Here is a 17,833-nt window from a genome sequence, read left to right as displayed (position 1 = left end):
TTTCGTCGCACCCGTCCGTAACTCACCCTTGACCGCGCAGGACGGGCCGACGAACGGCGCCGGGCCCGGTCAGACCCTGACGAAGGAAACGTCCCCATGAACCGCACTCCCGCTCTCGCCCTCGCCGCCGTGTTCGCCCTGAGCGCCGGCGCCGCCATGGCCCGCGACGACATGAAGCCGGCCAAGACCGAAATGGAAAAGTGCTACGGCGTCGCCAAGGCCGGCCAGAACGACTGCAAGGCCGGCGCCGGCACCAGCTGCGCGGGCACCTCGAAGACCGACTATCAGGCCGACGCCTGGAAGAAGGTCGCCAAGGGCACCTGCACCACGATCAAGACGCCGAACGGTACGGGCTCGCTGACCCCGAAGTCGATGTAAGCCACTCCTACGCTGTCATCCCGGATCTGCGCTTCGCTTCATTCGGGATGACAGGTTTGGATTGAGACGATGTCCCCCACCGTCGGCCTCGGCCTCAAATCGCAGCACTACGCCGAGGCCCTGGCGGCCGAGGACGCGGGCCTGTGGTTCGAGGTCCATCCCGAGAACTACATGGCCGCCGGCGGGCCGCGCCTGCGTTGGCTGGAGGCGATCCGCGAGAAGCACCCGCTGTCGCTGCACGGGGTGGGCCTGTCCCTGGCCGCCGACGCCGATCCGGCCCCGGCGCACCTCTCCGCCCTGAAGGCCTTGGCCGACCGGTTCAAGCCGTTCGTGGTCTCCGAACACCTGGCCTGGAGCACCCACCGCGGCGTCCACCAGCCCGACCTCCTGCCCTTCCCCCGGACCCAAGCGGCCCTGAACCGCATCGCCAGCAACATCGGGCGCACGCAGGACGTCCTTGGACGGACGATCCTGGTCGAGAACCCGTCGCTGTACCTGCCGCTGACCGGCCACGAGCTGGACGAGACCGATTTCCTGATCGAACTGACCCGCCGCACGGGCTGCGGCCTGCTGGTCGACGTCAACAACGTGTTCGTCAGCGCCAGCAACCTGGGCTACGCGGCCGAGACCTATCTGGACGCCCTGCCCGCCGACGTGATCGGCGAGGTCCACTTGGCCGGCCACGGCGTCGATGAAGGCGGCTCGAGCCTCCTGATCGACACCCACGGCGCGCCGATCGCCGAGCCCGTCTGGGCGCTGTATCGCCGCCTGATCGACCGCGTCGGTCCTCGACCCACCCTGATCGAGCGCGACGACGATATCCCCGCCTTCGAGGTGCTTATGGCCGAGCGGGATCGCGCGCATGGCATGCTGGCCCGACGGGAGCCGGCCTATGTCTGATCTGGGCCGTTTCCAGGACGCCTTCGCCGCCGCCCTGGCCGAGCGAACCGCCGCGCCGATCGCCGCCTGGCTGCTGGACCACGAGGCCGAACCCGCCGGTCTGGCCGTCTATCGCAACACCATCGCCAAGGGCTGTGTCGACGCCCTGGCCGCCAACTTCCCCACCGTGGCCAGCCTGGTCGGCGACGACTGGTTCCGTGCCGCCGCCGCCCTGTTCGCCCGCGAGCATCCACCGACCGGGGCCGCCCTGCTGGCCTATGGCGAGGCCTTCCCCGACTGGCTGGAGCGTTTCCCGCCGGCCGACGATCTGCCCTACCTGCCCGCCATGGCCCAGTTGGACCGGATATGGACCACCGCCCTGTTCGCGGACGAGGCCGAGCCCCTGGCCGCCGAGGCCTTCGCGCTCGATCCCGAGGCCCTGGCCGCCGCCCGTCCGCGCCTGCACCCCAGCCTGGCCTTCGCCTGGTTCGACACCGGCCTGCCCGGTCTGTGGCTGGCCGCCCGCGAACCTGATCCCGGCGAGATGGAACTGACGGACGCCCCACAGGGCGTCCTGATCGTCCGTCCCCACGACGCGGTGCACAGCCGCCTGCTCGACCTCGCCGGTTTCGGCTTCCTGGCCGCCGCCCGTGACGGCGCGACCCTCGGGGAGGCGATCACCGCCGCCGGAGAGGCCGACCCCGCCGCCGACCTCGCAACCCTCTTCGCCGCCCTGATCGCCGACGGCGTGTTCAGCGGCCTCGACCTTGGAGACCCCGCGTGACCGACCAGATGCTCGTCCCCGCCGCCTCGCGCCCCTGGAGCCGTCCGCTCGACCAACTGGCGGTCCTGGCCCATCGCGCCCTGCCCGACGGCGTCCTGACCCTGGTCGCGCGCCTGGGCATCGCCTCGGTGTTCTTCCTGTCGGGACGCACCAAGGTCGACGGGATCCTGCACATCACCGACGGGACCTATTCGCTGTTCGCCGAGGAATACGCCCTGCCGCTGATCCCCTCGGACGTGGCGGCCCACCTGGCGACCTACAGCGAGCACCTGTTCTCGATCCTGCTGGTGCTGGGCCTGTTCACCCGGCTCTCGGCGCTGGCCTTCCTGGGCATGACCCTGGTGATCGAGGTGTTCGTCTACCCGGACGCCTGGAGCACCCACCTGTCCTGGGCCGCCATCCTGCTGTTCCTGATCGCCAAGGGCGGCGGCAAATTCAGCCTGGATCGGGTGTTCGGCATCCGCTGAGGCCTGGCGCGCTTGACCGCTCCAGCCCAGCCACGCTCTCGTCGCGGCGGGCCAGGAGACCTCGACCATGTCGCGCAGCCATCTCTACTGGGCGCTCTGCATCCCGGGCGTCGTCCTGCCCTATGCGGCGTTCCTGCCGTGGCTGGTCGAGCACGGGCTGGATATCCCTCGGTTCGTGGCCGAGCTGTTCTCGACCCGGATCGGCGCCTTCTTCGGCTGGGACGTCATCGTCTCGGCGGTCGCGCTACTGGTCTTCGCGATCTTCGAGGCGCGCCGCCTGGGTTGGCGGGCGGTGTGGATGACGGCGGCGGCGGTGTTCCTGGTCGGCGTTTCGCTGGGCCTGCCGATGCTGCTGGCCCTGCGCGAGCGCCACGCGGAACGCTCGGCCGTCTGATCGGTCACCAGCCGCCGTAGCGCGGCCCGAACCGGTGTTGCAGCTCGCTGACCTCGCGCTCGGCGTCGCGGGCCGCCCATTCGGCGCGGCGGCCGTCCTCGACAGCCTGTCGGCGCTCGGACCGCAGGCGGTTCAGGCGGTCGCGCAGTTCGTGCTTCTGCTCGTCGTTCAGCTTGGGATTCTTCAGCTCGTCCTCGACGCCGCGCGCCTCGCGGTCACGTTTCTCGGCGCGGTTGTCGGCGCTCTGGCGGTCGGATTCCGCCTGGCTCAGACGCGAGACCGCGGCGTGGACCAGTTGGCCGTCGGCATAGCCCACCAAGAACCCGCGCTCGGCCCCCTGCGGGCAAACCCCGGCGTAGGAATTGCCGTTGCGCCCCTCGCCGAAGCCCCGGTCCTGGGTGCAATAGAGCTTCAGACCCTGGTCGCGGGCCTGGAAATAGGGCGCGGCGTCGGGGACCACCCCGGCCTTGGCGCAGGCCTTGGCGTGGTCGTCCAAGCGGCTTTGCGGGCGCCCCGCTTCGCCGTCCTTGAAGCCGACCCCGGCCCAGTCGCCCTGCAGGCAGGCCTCCTTGCTCATGGTGGCGCAGCCGGCCAGCGCGCCGACGGCGACGGCGACGGCCAATCCGAGAACCCAAAGACGACGCATGTGAAAGCTCCCCTAAGCAAGGCTTGGGGGAAGCTAAAGCTTGGCCGCCTGAACGGCCGCTGAACGGCGTTTTCTAGTGGACCGTCACCCGGCGCGGACGCTTCCACAGCTCTTCGGTCAGGGCGTTGGCGAAGCCCAACCAGCCGAGATAGGGGCTGGAAAAGCCCGAGGCCGGGGCCACCAGCTTGCGGGCCTGCAGGGCGTAGGCGCCCGACGCGGCCAGGGACGCGGTCGCCGCGCCAAGCTGTCCCCCGACGCGCTTGGCGCCGAGGGCCAACCAGAGGGCGTTGAAGCCCTGGACCAGGCTCCAGAGGGTGAGAGCCCGGGTACGCGTGGGACTGGACGGCGCGTTCCAGATGCGCAGCCCCGAAAGGGTCATGGCGATGAACAGCGGCGGCAGGATCAGGCTGGTCAGGGCCTTGGGCTGATGGGCGACCGGCTCGTGCATCTCGGCGTAGCCGACCGCGTATTCCTCGTCGTCGATCATCTTCTCGTGGCGACGGCCCAGCAGGGCGGAGGCCAGGATCGCGCCGCCGGCCAGGGCCAGGCCCAGCACCAGCTGGGCGCCGGCCGTGCTGGCCGTGTCGGCCTTGACGTCCATCTCGAACGACTCGCGACCGGCGTGAGCCCGCCTCCCGTGGGATCGGCCATTCGGGATGTGCATGACGGAACTCCTCGCTAAACATGCTTGTAACCCGCCTAGCTGGACCTTGGTTCCCAGGCGGCGACACGGTTTGAGGGTTCCATGGTCGTCTTTCGCCCCGCCCTGCTCGAAGAGATCGAGACGATCCGAGCGCTCGAACGCGCCTCGGCCCAGCGTTTCGTCGGGCTGATGGACGCCCTGGCCGCCGACGAGCCCAGCCCGGCGTCGATCCTGGCGATCCGGATCGCCGACGGCGGCCTGGTCGTCGCGGTGGAGGACGAGGCGGTCGTGGGGTTCGCGATGTTCCGGCGAGTCGAAAGCCGCGCCTATGTCGAACAGCTGGACGTGCTGCCCGCCTTCGCCGGCCGGGGGATCGGGGCGGCGCTGCTGGACGAGGTCTCACGGCAGGCGCGGGCGGCGGGACTGGACGGCCTGTCGCTGTCGACCTTCCGCGAAGTGCCCTGGAACGCGCCGTACTACCGGCGGCTGGGGTTCGGGGAGGTGGCGGCCCTGACGCCGGGGATGGCGGCGATCCGGGAGGAGCACCTGGCGCGTGGCCTGGATGAGGACGCGCGGGTGCTCATGGTGCGGGACTTCTAGGGCTTGGCTGGGGACACGCGCATGCGCGTGTCCCCAAACGGAACCCTATGCCGGCAGTTCGCCCACGGCGCTCTGCAGGTAGTTCTGCTCGCCCAGCGACTTCACCAGGCCCAGCTGCATCTCGAGGAAGTCGATGTGCTCCTCGGTGTCGCTCAGGATCTCGCGCAGCAGTTCACGGCTGACATAGTCGCGGGCCTGTTCGCACTGGATGATGCCGGGGATCAGGGTCTCGCGGCCGCCGACCTCGACCGACAGGTCGCTGGCCAGGCATTCGGGCACGGTCTCGCCGATCTTCAGCTTGTGCAGGTCCTGCAGGTTGGGCAGGCCTTCCAGGAACAGGATGCGGTTGATCAGCTTGTCGGCGTGTTTCATCTCGCCGATCGACTCGTCATAGGTGATCTTGCCCAGGCGCTTGAAGCCCCAGTTGTCGTACATCCGCGCGTGCAGGAAGTACTGGTTCACCGCCGTCAGCTCGTTGGTGAGCACCGCGTTCAAGAGCCGGATGATGCCGGGATCGCCTTGCATGGCGGGTCTCCTCAGATTCGAATAACGGCGCGCGATAGCCGAAAGTGGACGCCGGTTTCGGCGACCATCGCGCGCCCACATAAAAAGGGCTGCCTGCGTCCGAAGGACTCAGGCAGAGCGGACCCTGATCTATCGCCTGGGTTGCTTCAACCGCTATGTCTGCAAGTGTTTCTCAGCCTCATGGAAAAGCGTGAGACTGCTTCGCGTGAGCGGGGAATACCCCAAAATCCGCTCATCCCGGCGAATGCCGGGACCCAGATCCAAAGGCGGAGAGGCTGATTGGAAATAGCACGGCGCTCATGGCGTCAGGCTCAAAGTCATTCCATCTGGGTCCCGGCATTCGCCGGGATGAGCGGAACGAAAATCTATTCGGCGGCGAAGGCCAGGGCTTCGCGGTTGTCCTGGATCATCTGGCGCATCTCGCAGACGCACTTGGCGCACTGGGCCTGGCAGCCCTTGTGACGGAACACGTCCGCCGGGCGGGTGGCCCCTGCGTCGATGGCGGCGCGGACTTCGCGCTCGCGGATGCCGTTACAGTTGCAGACGTACAAGGGAGACTCGCCCCACCGAATGATTGTCATTCTCATGTAGCGGAGGCGTGGAGCTTTTGCAACTGACTCGCAGTGCGACAAATGGGGGCAGGCGCATGCGCCTGTCCCCAACCGTAGCCGCCTCGCCCAAATCGGCGTAATCCGGCCTCATGACCGACTGCCGCCTCTATCTGATCACCCCGCCCGCCCTGGACGACCTGGCCGCTTTCGGCCGCGACCTGGCCGCCGCCCTGGACGGCGGCGACGTGGCCGCGCTGCAGATCCGCCTGAAGGACGCCCCCGACGAGGTGATCGCCGCCGCCGTCCAGGCGCTGAGCCCCATCGCCCGGGCGCGCGAGGTCGCGGTGATCCTCAACGATCGTCCCGACCTGGCCGCCCGGCTGGGCTGCGACGGCGTCCATATCGGCCAGAGCGACACGCCCTTCAAGGAGGCCCGCAAGATCATGGGCCCGGGCGCGATGATCGGCGTCACCTGCCACGACAGCCGCCACCTGGCCATGGAGGCCGCCGAGGCCGGGGCCGACTACGTGGCCTTCGGGGCCTTCTTCCCGACCACCACCAAGGACGCCCCGACCACCGCCGATCCCGAGATCCTGTCGATCTGGCAGGAGACGATGGAGGTCCCGTCCGTGGCGATCGGCGGGATCACCGCCGACAACGCCGCCGGCCTGGCCACGGCGGGCGCCGACTTCCTGGCCGTCTCGGCCGGGGTCTGGAAGCATCCGGGAGGCCCGGCGGCGGGCGTCGCGGCGATCAACGCGGCCATCGCCGAAGGCCTGGCGGCGCGAAACGCGTAACGCCGTTCGCGGAACTTGCCGCTCAAGCTTGTCGGGCGTAGCCTCCTCCCAACGATAAAATACGGGGAGGACGCCCATGCGGCGGCTTGGACTGTGTTTGCTTGGCGTGACCGTTCTGGGCTTGGCGCCAGCCGCCCTGGCGGAGAACTGGAAGCCCTCGCCCGGCGAGGCGAAGACCTTCTACGACGCGGACTTCATGCGGGTGGACGAAACGTCCGGCCTGGTGGTCATGCGCATCGCCGAAGGCAGACCCAACGGCCCCTACAAGGCCTGGCCGGCCAGCAAGGGTCCGATCATGCTGTTCGCGCTGGACTGCGCGACAGACAAGTGGATCGACCTGGGCATGGACTTCTCCGGCGACCAGGGCCTGCCCAAGGGCTGGCGCAAGGGCGAGAAGATCGAGGACATCAAGGGCGCGGCCGGCGGCGCGGGCCGCGTGGCCTGCGAGACCAAGGACACCCTGCCGAAGGTGGCCTTGCCCTAGGCCCTAAGAATTCAACCGCGCCAGCTTGTCCGGGTTGCGCATCGTGTAGACGGCGGCGATGCGGCCGTCGACGATCTCCAGGCCCATGGTCTGGAACACCACGCCGTCGTGGCTGAGCACGATGCCGGGCGCGCCGTTGATCCGCGCCAGGCGGGCGGTCGTACCCTCCGGCGTGGGGAACTTCTTCTTGAGTCCCACGGCCAGGCGGATCGCCTTTTCCAGGCCGAACACCGGGTTGATCGTCGCCTTGGCCAGCCCGCCGCCGTCGGAATGCATGACCACGTCCTGGGCCAGGATGTCGCGTAAGAGGCCCTCGTCGCCGCTCATCGTGGCGGCCAGGAAGGCGCTGGTCAGGCGCTGCTCCTCCTCGGCGCTGGGGTGGTAGCGCGGCTTGCCGGCCTTGACGTGTTCGCGGGCCCGGGCGGCCAGCTGGCGGCAGGCCGCCTCGCCGCGTCCCAGGGTGCGGGCGATCTCGGCGAAGGGAACGTCGAACACGTCGTGCAGCAGGAAGGCGGCCCGCTCCAGCGGGGTCAGCCGCTCCAGGGCCAGCAGGAAGGCCACCGACAGGTCCTCGCCCAGCGTCGAGTGGTCCTCGTCGACCACCGGCTCGGGCAGCCACTCGCCGACATAGACCTCGCGCCGGGCGCGGGCCGACTTCAGCCGGTCCAGGCACAGGCGGGTGACCACCTTGTTCAGGAAGCCAGCCGGGTTGGCGACCTCGTCGGCCTCGACGGCGCGCCAGCGGATCCAGGCGTCCTGCACCACGTCCTCGGCGTCGGCCCGCGAGCCCAGCATGCGGTAGGCCAGGCCCGTCATCGCCCCGCGCCGGCTCTCGAAGATGTCCTGATCGCTCATGCGCTGACTTTCTGGCGCCGAATGCACGATCGCACCACCAGCAGACTGATGATCGCCGGCAGGAACACGCCCGGGAAATCACGGGCCAGCAGCGGCCACGGCAGGGAGGTTCCGCAGAACGGCATGACCAGGTGGATCACCGCGTGCAGGCAGAGGAAGGCCGCCGAGACCACCGCCAGCCCCAGGCCCCGCGCCGGGTCCTTCAGCGCCCAGCCCATGGCCAGAGCGCAGGCCAGGAAGGCCGCGCCGATGTCGCGGACGAAGTGGTCGTTGAACGCCCCGGTCTCGATCACGCCCGGCACGCGCGGATACCACCAGGCCGGCGCCAGCATCATCACCGCGCCGTTGATCGCCAGGATCGCCGGCAGGATCCATTTCGCCCATCGCATCGTCACGCCCACTCCGCTTAAGTCTTGGGGACATGACGACGCAGGCTGGACGAACGTGACATGACGCCGACGAATTATCGCGAAGACCGGCTGTTGAAGGCGCTGGCCTGGATGGCGGCCCAGTACCTTCAGACTCAGGATGGTTCGTTGGATAACCTCTGCATGGGCGCCGGCGAAGACGCCATGGCGTTGCTCGAGAAGTACGGTCTCATTGTCGTCACGGGCGGCGGACGTTGCGGCGAGTGGACGGAAGCAGGACGCGCGCTTTTGGACGCGCGGTGAGCGCGGCAAAACCCCCTCGCCTTGCTTTCGGCGGCCCAGGCGACTAGGTATCGCGCCCACTTTCCCGATCTTTCTATCCGCCCGCATGCATATCCCCCGCCGTCGCTCCCCCTTGGGCGACGCCGCGCAGGGGGAACTATGAGGAACACCTGCCTTGGCCACCGCTTCCGCCCTCCTGAACGTGATGATCGACGCCGCGCGCAAAGCCGCCCGCGGCCTGGCCCGTGACTTCGGCGAAGTCACCGAGCTGCAGGTGTCCAAGAAGGGCCCCGCCGACTTCGTCACCGCCGCCGACCAGAAGGCCGAGCAGGTGATCTTCGAGATCCTGGAAAAGGCCCGCCCCGGCTACGGCTTCCTGGGCGAGGAACGCGGCATGATCGAGGGCACCGACAAGACCCACACCTGGGTGGTCGACCCGCTGGACGGCACCACCAACTTCCTGCACGGCATCCCGCACTTCGCGGTCAACATCGCCCTGCAGCGCGAGGGCGAGGTCGTGGCCGGCGTCACCTACAACCCCATCACCAACGACCTGTTCTGGGTCGAAAAGGGCAAGGGCGCCTATCTGGGCGCCGAGAAGCGCCTGCGCGTCGCCGCCCGCCGTCACCTGGACGAAAGCATCCTGGCCACCGGCGTGCCCTTCCTGGGCAAGCCGGGCCACGCCCAGTTCCTGAAGGAGCTGCACCAGATCAGCCAGAAGGTCGCCGGCGTGCGCCGCTTCGGCGCGGCGTCGCTGGACCTGGCCTGGGTCGCGGCCGGCCGCTTCGACGGCTACTGGGAACGCAACCTCAAGCCCTGGGACGTGGCGGCCGGCGTGCTGATGGTCACCGAGAGCGGCGGCAAGGTCTCGACCATCGAGGAGCACGGCAACCCGGTGGACGGCGCCTCGATCCTGGCCTCGAACCAGGAACTGCACCCGTTGGTGCTGGAACGTCTGCAGGCGGCCCAGGGCTAGTTCTCCCATCCGTCATCCTCGGACTTGTTCCGAGGACCCCGCGATCCGCCGGCAAGGCGGCATGAAAAAGGGGCGCTGCCGACGCAGCGCCCCTTTCTTTGTCTTCAAACGCGAACCCCGGCAGGGGTCCTCGGAACAAGTCCGAGGATGACGGCGCTAGCGGCAGACGGTCCGCTCGTACACGCGGTCGCGATAGGGGTCGTATTCGCGCGTGGTCCAGCAGTCGCGGCCATAGCCGTAGCCATAGGGGCGGCCGTAGCCGCCGTAGTAGCGCGGCGGGGGCGGCGGCGGAGGGGCGTAGCCGTAGCTGTAGCCGCTGCGATAGTGGTTGTTGTTGTTGCCGGCGATCGCCGCGCCCAGGGCCAGGCCGACGATGCCGCCGGCGATGGCGACGCCCACGTCGTTGTTGTTGTGATGGCCGCGGTGGCCGTAATAGCCGCCGTGGCGGTAGGAGTCGGCCGAGGCCGCGCTCGCGCCGGCGACCATGGCCAGGGCGGCGGCGCCGGCGGCGACACGGCCGATCAGGGTCTTCAGATTGCGGTTCATGACACGATGTCCTCTCTGAAAAGGCGTTCCGACAGGCCTCTCCATCTTGGGATTCATCTTCCGCCCCGGCGGCTGAACGCAGGCTGAACGGGGCCGTCAGCTTCACGGGTCGGACCTTGCGCCCCTCGAGACTCAAATCGTTGAAAGAAGGCCGATTTATTCACCTTTCCGCGCGAGGGTGAGGCCAAGACGGCGCCCAGAACGGGCGACGACAGGCTTGAAGGCGACCAGGCGATGTCCAGGAACGTGGCTTACACGGCCGGCGAGGATCTGCAGATCCTGTCGTTCGAAGTCGGAACCCAGACCTATTGCGTGCCCGTGGGCGCGGTCCGCGAGATCCGCGGCGTCACCCCGGCCACCCCGCTTCCGGACGCTCCCCCCTATGTGCGCGGCGTGATCAATCTGCGCGGCCAGGTGATGCCGGTCATCGACCTGTCCGAACGCCTGGGCAAGGGCGTCGCCGCCGACAGCGCCCGCCAGGTGATCATCGTGGTCGAGCACCACGACGACGTCGCCGGCCTGCTGGTCGACGCGGTCTGCGACAGCTTCATCGTCTCGGCCGACAGCATCAGCCCGCCCCCGCCGCTGGGCGAGGAAGCCTCGCCCCTGGTGTCGGCGGTGATCACCACCGAGACGGCCATGGTCGTGCTGCTGTCGGTCGACGCCATCTTGCCCGAACGCAAGATCGCCCTGGCGGCCTGATCGCATCCAGAGCGGCTGTCATCCCGGACGAGCGCGCAGCGCGAAGATCCGGGACCGACGCCTGAGCGCCATGCTTACGGCGGTCCCGGATCTGCGCCCGGCTTCGCCGGACTTGTCCGGGATGACAACGAAGTTGTTTGAGCCACGACTTCCAAACATTTGTTCGAATAACCTCTTCCTTCGCCCCCCGCCCTGCCGTTAGGGTCCCCTCCAACAAAGAGGGAGATCGCCGATGAAGGCCGCCGTACTGCGCGAGGTGGGCAAGCCGCTGCAGATCGAGGACGTCTCGATCGGCAAGCCCGGCCCGCACGAGGTGCTGATCCGCACCAAGGCCGCCGGCGTCTGCCATTCCGACCTGCACTTCATCGAAGGCTCCTACCCCCACCCCCTGCCCGCCGTGCTGGGCCACGAGAGCGCAGGGATCGTCGAGGCGGTCGGATCCGAGGTCCGCACCGTCAAGGTCGGCGACCACGTGATCACCTGCCTCAACCCCTATTGCGGCCATTGCGAAGTGTGCCTGACCGGGCACATGAACCTGTGCATCAGCCCGGAGACGCGCCGCTCCAAGAGCGAGGAGCCGCGCCTGTTCCGCGAGGACCTGTCCGGGTCCGGCGAGACCAGGATGGCCCAGTTCCTGAACCTGTCGTCGTTCGCCGAGATGATGCTGGTCCACGAGCACGCCTGCGTCGCCATCCGCAAGGACATGCCGTTCGACCGCGCCGCCCTGATCGGCTGCTCGGTGATGACCGGGGTCGGGGCGGTGGTGAACACCTCCAACGTCCGCCTGGGCGAAACCGTGGCCGTGCTCGGCTGCGGCGGCGTGGGCCTGGCGGCCATCAACGGCGCGGCCATGGCCGGCGCCGGCCGGATCATCGCCATCGACCGCATCCCCCACAAGCTGGAGCTGGCCAGGCAGTTCGGCGCCACCGACGTCATCAACGCCAGCGACGGCGACGCGGTGAAGCAGGTGCAGGAACTGACCAGCGGCGGCGTCCACCACAGCTTCGAGGCCATCGGCCTGAAGGCCACCGCCGAGCAGTCGTTCAAGATGCTGCGCCGGGGCGGCACGGCCAACATCATCGGCATGATCCCGGTGGGCACGATGATCGAGCTGCACGGCCCCGACTTCCTGGGCGAGAAGAAGATCCAGGGCAGCTTCATGGGCTCCAACCGCTTCCCGGTCGACATGCCCCGGCTGGTCGACGCCTACATGGCCGGCAAGCTGAAGTTGGACGAACTGATCTCGCGCCGCATCAGGCTGGAGGAGGTCAACTCGGCCTTCGACGAGCTGAGGCGCGGCGAGCTGGCGCGGTCGGTGATCGTGTTTGATTGATCCTCGCCGGCGTGGCATCGGGACGTAGTTCCCGACCCACGCGAGACCCGCCCATGGCCCGTTACGACTTCGCCTCCGACAACGTCGCCGGCGCCATGCCGGAAGTCATCGAGGCGATCGTCGCCGCCAACGCCGGGACGGCGTCGGGCTACGGAACCGACCATGTCAGCGCCGCGGCCGCCGACCGCATCCGCGCCCTGCTGGACGCCGACGCCGAGGTGCGGTTCACCGCCTCGGGCACGGCGGCCAACGCCTTCGCCCTCACCTGCCTGGCCCATCCGCACGAGGCGGTGCTGGCCCACGAGCATGCCCACATCTGCACCGACGAGACCGGCGCCCCGGGCTTCTTCGGCCAGGGCGTGGGCCTGATCGGCCTGCCGGGCGCCTCGGGCAAGATCGCCTTGCCGGGGCTGGAGCTGGCCCTGAACGAGCCGGACGTCTCGTACCGCCAGCCGGCCGCCGCCCTGTCCCTGACCAACGCCACCGAGTACGGCACCGTCTATTCGGCCGACGACCTGGCCGCCCTGATCGCCCCGGCCAAGGCCAAGGGATACGGCGTGCACCTGGACGGCGCGCGGCTGGCCAACGCCGTGGCCGCCGGCTTCGACCTCAGGCGCGTGGCCCAGATCGGCGTCGACATCCTGGTGATCGGCGGCACCAAGGCCGGCTCGACCCCGACCGAGGCCGTGGTGTTCCTGAACAAGGACCTCGGCCGGCGCCTGGACGCCCGCCTCAAGCACGCCGGCCAGCTGGTCTCGAAAGGCCGGTTCCTGGCCGCCCCCTGGCTTGGCCTGCTGGGCGAGACCGGCGACGGCGGCGCCTGGGCCGCCCGCGCGGCCCACGCCAACGCCATGGCCCGGAAACTGGCCGCCCTCATGCCCTTCCCCCTGCGCCATCCGGTCGAGGCCAACGGCCTGTTCGTCGACATGGACGACGCGGCCCTTGAGCGCCTGCGCGAGCACGGCTGGTTCGTCTACCGCTTCCTGGACGGCACGGCCCGCTTCATGTGCTCGTGGGCGACCACGCCCGAGATGGTCGAGGAACTGGGCGAGGCGCTGAAGGCGGTGGCCTGAGACGCTACGGACGGGGACATGCGCTCGCGCGTGTCCCCAGCAGGACCGCCACGCGGATGGGGACACGCCGCGAGGGCATGTCCCCGGCCTCGGATCACCGCACGCGCACGTATTCCAGCCGCACGGCCTGGGCTTCCCGGCCCTCGCGCGTCTCGTAGTAGTCGTAGGTGAAGTGGTCGTCGTCCTGGCGCGTCATCACCTCGCGCAGCGGGATCGCCTTTCCCGGATGGTCGAAGTCCGGCGTTTCGCCGACGAACGTGTAGCGCCCGGCCGCCGCGTCATAGCCGCCCTTGGCGACGATGAAGCCCGTGAAGTTGACGTCCATCCAGGTGCTGAAGAAGGTCTTGGCGGCGGTGTCGTAGCCGATATAGCCCAGGCCCTGGAACGGCTTGTCCTTGGCGTCGATGCGCAGGTCCTGCCGAAGGTGGCGGCCGTCCAGCACCATGGCCAGGTCGGCCTCGCCCCGGTCGACGACGGGCGGCTTGTCCGGGCTGGTCCAGTAGCTCTGCTTCACCGACCAGCGGCCCGCGAACCGGGCCAGCGCCGCGTGCTCGGCGTCCAGGGGCCCGGCGTGGGCCACCGTGCCGATCAGCCCCGCCAGAAACGCCGCCTTCCACCAAATCCGCATGATCCGTCCTTCCGATGATGACGAAGGCAGACGTGCGCGGTCGGGTCTGGCGCCGCAACTACCTGGAAGGTCAGTGCAGCTCGCCGGCGGCCAGCCTGGCGCAGACCTCGGCGGTGTGCGCATCGGCCGGGAAGGCGCAGTCGATCCTCAGCTCGTCCAGGGTCACGTCGCGCGGGGCGGCGAAGGTGGTGATCGTCTCGAAGAAGCGCAGCGGCCCGGCGCGGCTGTTGAACACCATGGTCAGCACCGGTTCGGGCGCGTCGCCCAGCGCGCGCAGCCGCCAGGCGGCGGGCACGTCGGGATAGGCGAGGATTTCGTCCAGCAGCCGACGGATCGCCGGGTCGTTGGGCGAGGCCATCAGCTCGTCCTGCAGTTGGCGCACGAACTTGGCCGCCACCTCCGACCAGTTGGCGATCACCGGGCGGAAGTCGGCGGGATCGAACACCTGGTGCAGCAGGTTGGTGTGCGGGCTTTGCCGTCCCTCCATCAGGAACGTGTTGACCCGCACCGCCGCGTCGTTGGCGGCCAGCACGTCGAAGCGCCGGCTGATGACGAAGGCGGGATACGGCTCCTGGTGCTTCAGGATCAGGTCGATCGCCTGGCTGAGCGGCCCCAACGCCGGGTTGGCGAGGGCGCGCTCGTCATATTGCGGGGCGTATCCGGCCGCCAGCAGCAGGGCGTTGTGCTCGCGCAACGGCAGGCCCAGGGCGTCTGCCAGGCGGGCGATGGCCTCGCGGCTGGGCTGGGCCTTGCCGACCTCGATGAATCCGAGATGGCGGGCCGAGACCCCGGAGTCGTGCGCCAGGTCCAGCTGGCTCATGCGCCGCTGCTCCCGCTGCTCGCGCAGCAGCACGCCGATGGCCGGGCGCCCTTCCGAAGGACGTTTCGGTGCGGGCGTCGACGTCATGCCGTTCTCCTCAGGCCTCGGGATAGAGATCTGGGATCGGTTCGGCCTCTTGTCCATCCGGGCCCGCCTCCAGAATCGGGCGCCGTCCGCCTTCCCGCACGATCTTTTCCTCGGCCGTGCGCACCATGCGGCGCTGGTCGTGGAAGCGGGCCAGTTGGGCGCAGGCCGTGAAGAAGCCGCCGGGCGCGCGGGTGTCGACGCCCTCGGTCAGGGTCAGCAGATGGATCTCCGCCGCCTCGAACCGCGCCAACACCTCCAGCAGGTCGACCAGATGGGCGGCGAAGGCGTGGAGGTTGATCACCACCAGCACGTCGCCGGGCTTCAGGACCGCCAGGGCGGAATCCAGGCCCGGCTTGTGCACGGCCAGGCCGTAGCAGCGATCGTGGAACAGCTGGTCGCAGCCGGCCTCGAACAGCCGTTGCGACTGCGGCCCGTCGATCACCACGCCCCTGACGGGCGGAACTCTGAGATAGCCGACCATGCGCATGGCCGGTGTGTGGCAAAGCGCGGGGCGGGTGGCTAGGGGCGAGTGCGGAAAGGTCGGGGATAAATGCCTCTCCCGCCAACCGACACCCTCTCCCAGAGGGAGAGGGAGGACCCGCCGCGCAGCGGTGGGAGGGTGAGGGGTTACACAGCTGGCGGTTTCACTCGGCGCCCTGCCGGCGCGCCGTCGGACTCGGAACCCCCTCATCCTCCCACGACTTCGTCGCGGGCCCCTCCTTCTCCCCATGGGCGAAGGTGACGACCGGCGCCTTCAGCTTGTTCTCCACCGTCACCCCCAGCATCGCCGCGATCTCGGCGGCCGGCTTGGGACGGCTGATGAAGTAGCCCTGGATCTCGCCGCAGCCCTGGCGGCGCAGTTCGTCCAGCTGTTCCACCGACTCCACGCCCTCGGCCGTGGTGGTGATGCCCAGGCTGGCGCCCAGGTCGAGCACGGCCTTGATGATCGCCAGGGCGTCGGCGTCGTCGAGGATGTCGCGCACGAAAGTCTGGTCGATCTTGATCTTATCGAACGGGAAGCTGCGCAGATAGCTCAGCGACGAATAGCCGGTGCCGAAGTCGTCCATCGAGATCCGCACGCCCAGGGCCTTCAGGTCGTGCAGGATCGACATGTTGCCGACGCTGTCCTGCAGCAGCACCGACTCGGTGATCTCCAGCTCCAGGCGCTCGGCCGGCAGGCCCGAGGCCGCCAGGGCCGAGACCACGGTGCCGACCAGGTGCTTGTCGCGGAACTGGGCCGGCGACAGGTTCACGGCCAGGCGCACGTGCTGGGGCCAGCCGGCCGCCTCGCGGCAGGCCTCGCGCAGCACCCACTCGCCCAGCGGATTGATCAGGCCGATCTCCTCGGCGATCGGGATGAAGTCGCCCGGCGAGACCATGCCCCGCGTCGGATGGTTCCAGCGCAGCAGGGCCTCGCAGCCCATCACCTGGTCGGCGCCCAGGCTGTAGAGCGGCTGGTAGTAGAGCTCGAACTGGCCCTCGGCCAAGGCCAGGCGCAGGTCCAGCTCCAGGGCTCGGCGGGCCTGCAGGGCCTCGTCCATGGCCCGCTCGAAGAAATGGAACGCCCCGCGCCCGTCGGCCTTGGCGCGGTAGAGCGCCATGTCGGCCTTCTTCAGCAGTTCGTCGCTGTCCGACCCGTCGTTGGGCGACACGGCCACCCCGACGCTGCCGCCGATCATCACCTGGTGGCCCTGCAGCTCGAAGGTCTCGGCCAGGGCCTCGACGATGCGGCCGGCCAGGCGGGTGGCGCCGCCCAGGTCGGTCAGGCCGCACTGGACCACCGCGAACTCGTCGCCGCCCAGGCGCGCGACCGTGTCGCCCTCGCGCACGCAGGCCCGCAGGCGCTCGGCGGCGGTCTTCAGCAGGGCGTCGCCGATCGGATGGCCCAGGGTGTCGTTGACGGTCTTGAAGCGGTCCAGGTCGATGCAGTGCACCGCCACCAGGTCCTCGCGCCGCGCCGCGCGGCTGAGCGCCGCCGACAGGTCCTTCTGGAACAGCAGGCGATTGGGAAGGTCCGTGAGCGGATCATAGTGGGCCAGGCGGGCGATCTGCGCCTCGGCCCGCTTGCGCTCGGCGATGTCCTCGGAAATGCCCAGCAGGTACTCGGCCTGGCCGTCGGGACCCGGGATGGCGATCTTCTTGGTGCGCAGCAAGGCGGTCGAGCCGTCGCGGCGCGGCACGTGGTCTTCCTCGATGACCCGCACCTCGCCCGAACGGGCCACCTCGGCGTCGCGCTCCGCGTAGATCGCCGCCTGCTCGGTCGGATAGAAATCGGCGTCGGTGCGGCCGATCATGTCGGCGCGATTATAGCCCAGCATCTTCTCGCCGGCCCGGTTGAACAGCACGTAGCGATGGTCGTCGGCCCGCTTGACGAACACCATCGACGGGATCGACTCGACGACCGCGGTCATGAAGGTGTGGGCCTGGTCGGCGCTGGCCTTGGCCGCGGCCAGTTCCGCGACGCCCCGGCGGTTGGTCTCGTTGGCGGCCTGCAGCAGGCCCAGCACCGTGCCGACGCCCAGATAGCGCCCGCCGTCCGTGACGATGAAGCCGCGCAGCAGGTCCGATGCCCGGTACGACAGGCTGTCGCTGGTGAAGGCGGCCAGCTCGACGTCGGCCTCGACCACCAGCGGGTCGTTGTCCATCAGCACCGAGATCGGGCGCAGGGCGTAAAGGGCGCGGCCGTATTCGGCGGCCATGCGCAGGAAGAAGGCGTTGCGCTCGACCAGGCCGATCGGCCGGTCGTCAGCGTCGAGCACCGGCACGATCAGAGTGTCCGGCTCCTCGCGGAACCGTTCGTACAGCGTCTTGCCCAGCGTGTCGGCGCGGGCCGGAACCAGGGACGACACGGTGTCTCGCAGGGTGAACATTCAACGCCTCCACTCGCGGGTGGAGGGACCATTTCTGACCTAACGACTGGCTAATCCGGGGTCGGAAGCGCTGCTATTTCGCGAAAACTTCATAGGGCCGTCACAGTGTTTGCGAGGGTGTTCACCATGCCCCTCAACCTTGGCG

24 protein-coding genes are annotated in these 17,833 nt (G+C 69.1%); 13 read left to right on the top strand and 11 right to left on the bottom strand.

Annotated features, from left to right (window positions below):
• Positions 1-96 precede the first annotated feature (96 nt).
• The 5 genes from AC1DMQ_RS13725 (at position 97) to AC1DMQ_RS13705 (ending at position 2,902) form a co-directional block, all read left to right on the top strand.
• On the top strand, positions 97-378 hold the full coding sequence (locus AC1DMQ_RS13725; RefSeq protein WP_477034114.1) for a BufA1 family periplasmic bufferin-type metallophore: 282 nt from the start codon (positions 97-99) through the stop codon (positions 376-378).
• Between the two features lie 69 nt (positions 379-447).
• Positions 448-1,278, top strand: a complete 831-nt coding sequence (bufB, locus tag AC1DMQ_RS13720; protein WP_477034113.1) for an MNIO family bufferin maturase — start codon at positions 448-450, stop codon at positions 1,276-1,278.
• Positions 1,271-2,041 carry an HvfC/BufC family peptide modification chaperone gene (locus AC1DMQ_RS13715; RefSeq protein WP_477034112.1) on the top strand — a complete coding sequence of 257 codons (771 nt, stop codon included), beginning with the start codon at positions 1,271-1,273 and terminating at the stop codon, positions 2,039-2,041. The genes bufB and AC1DMQ_RS13715 overlap by 8 nt, the downstream gene beginning before the upstream one ends.
• Positions 2,038-2,508, top strand: a complete 471-nt coding sequence (locus AC1DMQ_RS13710) for a DoxX family protein (protein WP_477034111.1) — start codon at positions 2,038-2,040, stop codon at positions 2,506-2,508. Before AC1DMQ_RS13715 ends, AC1DMQ_RS13710 begins: the two co-directional genes overlap by 4 nt.
• 67 nt (positions 2,509-2,575) lie before the next feature.
• Positions 2,576-2,902, top strand: a complete 327-nt coding sequence (locus tag AC1DMQ_RS13705) for a DUF2834 domain-containing protein (RefSeq protein ID WP_477034110.1) — start codon at positions 2,576-2,578, stop codon at positions 2,900-2,902.
• Between the two features lie 4 nt (positions 2,903-2,906).
• On the opposite strand, the gene AC1DMQ_RS13700 is transcribed toward AC1DMQ_RS13705, so the two are convergent.
• Positions 2,907-3,548, bottom strand: a complete 642-nt coding sequence (locus AC1DMQ_RS13700) for a DUF2799 domain-containing protein (RefSeq protein WP_477034109.1) — start codon at positions 3,546-3,548, stop codon at positions 2,907-2,909.
• Positions 3,549-3,621: 73 nt separating this feature from the next.
• On the bottom strand, positions 3,622-4,212 hold the full coding sequence (locus AC1DMQ_RS13695) for a TspO/MBR family protein (protein ID WP_477034108.1): 591 nt from the start codon (positions 4,210-4,212) through the stop codon (positions 3,622-3,624).
• Between the two features lie 81 nt (positions 4,213-4,293).
• On the opposite strand from AC1DMQ_RS13695, the gene AC1DMQ_RS13690 reads away from it, so the two are divergent.
• Positions 4,294-4,791: a GNAT family N-acetyltransferase gene (locus tag AC1DMQ_RS13690; RefSeq protein ID WP_477034107.1), complete on the top strand. Its 498-nt coding sequence runs from the start codon at positions 4,294-4,296 to the stop codon at positions 4,789-4,791.
• Positions 4,792-4,836: 45 nt separating this feature from the next.
• Here the strand turns inward: AC1DMQ_RS13690 and bfr are convergent, their stop codons facing one another.
• Entirely contained in the window at positions 4,837-5,316 is a 480-nt protein-coding gene (bfr, locus tag AC1DMQ_RS13685) for a bacterioferritin (RefSeq protein ID WP_477034106.1), read from the bottom strand.
• A 365-nt stretch (positions 5,317-5,681) separates the two neighbouring features.
• Positions 5,682-5,867, bottom strand: a complete 186-nt coding sequence (locus tag AC1DMQ_RS13680) for a (2Fe-2S)-binding protein (RefSeq protein WP_056440858.1) — start codon at positions 5,865-5,867, stop codon at positions 5,682-5,684.
• A gap of 149 nt (positions 5,868-6,016) precedes the next feature.
• Between AC1DMQ_RS13680 and thiE the strand changes: the two genes are divergently transcribed.
• Both thiE and AC1DMQ_RS13670 read left to right on the top strand, forming a co-directional pair.
• Positions 6,017-6,664, top strand: coding sequence for a thiamine phosphate synthase (gene thiE / locus AC1DMQ_RS13675; RefSeq protein WP_477034105.1), 648 nt, complete (start codon positions 6,017-6,019; stop codon positions 6,662-6,664).
• A gap of 76 nt (positions 6,665-6,740) precedes the next feature.
• Positions 6,741-7,148 (top strand): hypothetical protein, encoded by a 408-nt coding sequence (locus tag AC1DMQ_RS13670; protein WP_477034104.1) that lies wholly within the window; start codon positions 6,741-6,743, stop codon positions 7,146-7,148.
• A gap of 3 nt (positions 7,149-7,151) precedes the next feature.
• On the opposite strand, the gene AC1DMQ_RS13665 is transcribed toward AC1DMQ_RS13670, so the two are convergent.
• Positions 7,152-8,003, bottom strand: coding sequence for a sigma-70 family RNA polymerase sigma factor (locus AC1DMQ_RS13665; RefSeq protein WP_477034103.1), 852 nt, complete (start codon positions 8,001-8,003; stop codon positions 7,152-7,154).
• Entirely contained in the window at positions 8,000-8,392 is a 393-nt protein-coding gene (locus AC1DMQ_RS13660; RefSeq protein WP_477034212.1) for a hypothetical protein, read from the bottom strand. The genes AC1DMQ_RS13665 and AC1DMQ_RS13660 overlap by 4 nt, the downstream gene beginning before the upstream one ends.
• Before the next feature lie 60 nt (positions 8,393-8,452).
• Between AC1DMQ_RS13660 and AC1DMQ_RS13655 the strand changes: the two genes are divergently transcribed.
• Positions 8,453-8,674: a hypothetical protein gene (locus AC1DMQ_RS13655; protein ID WP_477034102.1), complete on the top strand. Its 222-nt coding sequence runs from the start codon at positions 8,453-8,455 to the stop codon at positions 8,672-8,674.
• 154 nt (positions 8,675-8,828) lie between these two features.
• On the top strand, positions 8,829-9,629 hold the full coding sequence (locus AC1DMQ_RS13650) for an inositol monophosphatase family protein (protein ID WP_477034101.1): 801 nt from the start codon (positions 8,829-8,831) through the stop codon (positions 9,627-9,629).
• A gap of 156 nt (positions 9,630-9,785) precedes the next feature.
• Here AC1DMQ_RS13650 and AC1DMQ_RS13645 read toward each other — a convergent pair whose 3' ends face one another.
• Complete coding sequence (locus AC1DMQ_RS13645) at positions 9,786-10,175, bottom strand: hypothetical protein (RefSeq protein WP_477034100.1); 390 nt, start codon at positions 10,173-10,175, stop codon at positions 9,786-9,788.
• A gap of 234 nt (positions 10,176-10,409) precedes the next feature.
• Between AC1DMQ_RS13645 and AC1DMQ_RS13640 the strand changes: the two genes are divergently transcribed.
• The 3 genes from AC1DMQ_RS13640 (at position 10,410) to AC1DMQ_RS13630 (ending at position 13,283) form a co-directional block, all read left to right on the top strand.
• Positions 10,410-10,877 (top strand): chemotaxis protein CheW, encoded by a 468-nt coding sequence (locus AC1DMQ_RS13640; protein WP_477034099.1) that lies wholly within the window; start codon positions 10,410-10,412, stop codon positions 10,875-10,877.
• 232 nt (positions 10,878-11,109) lie between these two features.
• Positions 11,110-12,210 carry a Zn-dependent alcohol dehydrogenase gene (locus AC1DMQ_RS13635; RefSeq protein WP_477034098.1) on the top strand — a complete coding sequence of 367 codons (1,101 nt, stop codon included), beginning with the start codon at positions 11,110-11,112 and terminating at the stop codon, positions 12,208-12,210.
• Between the two features lie 53 nt (positions 12,211-12,263).
• Complete coding sequence (locus AC1DMQ_RS13630) at positions 12,264-13,283, top strand: beta-eliminating lyase-related protein (protein ID WP_477034097.1); 1,020 nt, start codon at positions 12,264-12,266, stop codon at positions 13,281-13,283.
• A gap of 94 nt (positions 13,284-13,377) precedes the next feature.
• Here the strand turns inward: AC1DMQ_RS13630 and AC1DMQ_RS13625 are convergent, their stop codons facing one another.
• From AC1DMQ_RS13625 to AC1DMQ_RS13610, 4 genes are all read right to left on the bottom strand, one after another.
• Entirely contained in the window at positions 13,378-13,911 is a 534-nt protein-coding gene (locus AC1DMQ_RS13625) for a DUF1579 family protein (RefSeq protein ID WP_477034096.1), read from the bottom strand.
• Between the two features lie 70 nt (positions 13,912-13,981).
• A complete protein-coding gene (locus AC1DMQ_RS13620; protein WP_477034095.1) occupies positions 13,982-14,818 on the bottom strand; it encodes a helix-turn-helix domain-containing protein in 837 nt (278 codons plus the stop codon).
• 10 nt (positions 14,819-14,828) lie between these two features.
• Complete coding sequence (locus AC1DMQ_RS13615; RefSeq protein ID WP_477034094.1) at positions 14,829-15,299, bottom strand: recombinase family protein; 471 nt, start codon at positions 15,297-15,299, stop codon at positions 14,829-14,831.
• A 163-nt stretch (positions 15,300-15,462) separates the two neighbouring features.
• The gene (locus tag AC1DMQ_RS13610; RefSeq protein WP_477034093.1) at positions 15,463-17,688 is read right to left on the bottom strand and encodes a putative bifunctional diguanylate cyclase/phosphodiesterase; all 2,226 of its coding nucleotides are present in this window, start codon (positions 17,686-17,688) and stop codon (positions 15,463-15,465) included.
• Positions 17,689-17,833 lie beyond the last annotated feature (145 nt).

This window comes from Caulobacter sp. 05L422 (assembly GCF_056397765.1).
This window is presented reverse-complemented; position numbering and strand designations above follow the sequence as displayed.